Source organism: Streptosporangium sp. NPDC050148 (genome assembly GCF_055586505.1).
Genome location: NZ_JBVJIA010000084.1, coordinates 1 through 2,001 on the forward strand (window position 1 = coordinate 1; position 2,001 = coordinate 2,001).

Annotated in this window: 1 protein-coding gene; it reads left to right on the top strand. The window is 68.4% G+C overall.

The genetic code is table 11. The annotated features are described in order from the left end of the window. The first annotated feature begins 120 nt into the window (after nucleotides 1-120). A complete protein-coding gene (locus tag ACZ6RT_RS37505) occupies nucleotides 121-1,947 on the top strand; it encodes an IS481 family transposase (protein WP_470158878.1) in 1,827 nt (608 codons plus the stop codon). Nucleotides 1,948-2,001 lie beyond the last annotated feature (54 nt).

Below are 2,001 nucleotides of genomic sequence, written 5' to 3' on the forward strand. Positions count from 1 at the left end.
TGTCCTGTCTCGCTTGATGGTTGACACTCTGGCCTCGCTTGATGCTTGACACCTTGATCGTCTTCTGTGCCTGCTCGTGGCGTTGTCTGCGCTTCGGGGGCCGAGATGGCATTGGTGGAGTTGAGTGTCGTGGAGCAGCGCTATCACGCGGTGATCGAGGTGTTGTCGGGGGCGAAGGTCACCGATGTCGCCGAGCGGTATGGGATCTCGCGTCAATCGGTGCATACCTGGGTGCGCCGCTATCGAGACGGCGGCCTGAGCGCTCTGGCCGACCGCTCGCATCGGGTGCGGGCGCATCCGATGCAAACGCCGGCCGCCATCGAGGCGGTGATCTGTGAGCTGCGGCGCTCGCACCCGCGGTGGGGGCCGCGCACCCTGGGCTGGGAGCTGGCCCGGCGCGGGGTGGCGCCGGTGCCCTCACGAGCGAGTATCTACCGGGTGCTGGTGCGGGCCGGCTTGATCGATCCGATGACGCGCCGCCGTAAACGCGGTGACTACCTGCGCTGGGAGCGGTCCGGGCCGATGCAGTTGTGGCAGATGGACATCATGGGCGGTCTGCTGCTGGCCGACGGAGGCGAGTGCAAGCTGATCACCGGGGTGGACGACCATTCGCGGTTTTGCGTGATCGCCTCGGTGGTGGCCCGGCCGACCGGGCGGCAGGTGTGTGCGGCGTTCGCTGAGGCGATGCGCGCTTTCGGGGTTCCGCTGGAGGTGCTGACCGACAACGGCAAGCAGTTCACCGGCCGCTTCGGCGGGCCCAAGGCCGGTGAGGTGCTCTTTGAGCGCGTCTGCCGGGAGAACGGCATCCGGCTGCTGCATACCCAGCCGCGCACCCCGACCACCACCGGCAAGATCGAACGCTTCCACCAGACGGTGCGTCGGGAACTGCTCGATGACGCGTTGCCGTTCGTCTCGATGGACGCAGCCCAGCAGGCGGTGGATGCCTTCGCCGAGCACTACAACACCGCCCGCCCGCACCAGGCGTTGCAGATGGCCTTTCCCGCCGATCGCTTCTTGGCCGATCGCGTCGACCTCCCGCAGAGGCCGGCGCAGGCCAAAGAAGAGCTGCCGCTGCGGCTGCCGGTGAGCTTGACCATGGTGGGATCCTCGCCCTCGGCGAGGATGGCTGCACCCGAGCCGTCGCCTGAGCCGTCACCTGAGGTCGTCACCGACGACGAGGTGCCGGTGACCGAGCCGATGCAGGTGTCGGCCGTCGAGGTCGATCGGGTGGTGCCGGACTCGGGCAACCTGACGGTCGGTGGCCAGCAGGTCTGGCTCGGCCCTGACCGCGCCGGTCTGGCGATCACGTTGTGGATCAGCACGGCGCACCTGCACGTGTTCACTACCGGCGGCGGCCGGCTCAAGACGGTGGCCTCTCGTTTGACGGTCAAGGACCTGGCCACCCTGATCGCCTCGGGTCAGGGGCGTCCGGCCGGGCCCGCACCGGTTCCCGACGCTCAGCAGCATCGTCCGGCTGTTGAGGTGGATCGGCTGGTCAGCTCGATCGGCATCGTCAGCCTGGCCAGTCACGCGCTCTGCGTCGGCGCCCACCTGGCCGGGCAACGCGTCACGCTGCGCCTGGACGGCATCACCGCCCAGGTCATGGACGGCGAGCGCCTGCTGCTGCGCACGCTGCGCTGCCCGCTGCCGATCACCGAATGCGGGCGCCTGCGCGGCGCCCGCCGGGCCAGCCCGCCACCGACCACGCCCACCGGGCCGGTCACCGTCCAGCGCACCGTCTCGGCCGGCGGCACCATCATGGTCGTCGGCCAGAAGGTCCAGGTCGGCCGGGTCCACGCCCGCAAGATCCTGGACGTGAGCGTCGATGACACCCACCTGAGCATCCACGCCGACGGCGAGCCGATCCGCGTCGTGTCACGAACCACCACCCAGGAGGTCACCCGGATCAAGTCCAAAGCGCATACTAAACAGCGAAAGACCAGCTAGGAGTGTCAAGCATCATCCGATGCCATTACGTCAAGCATCAAGCGAGTCACGACA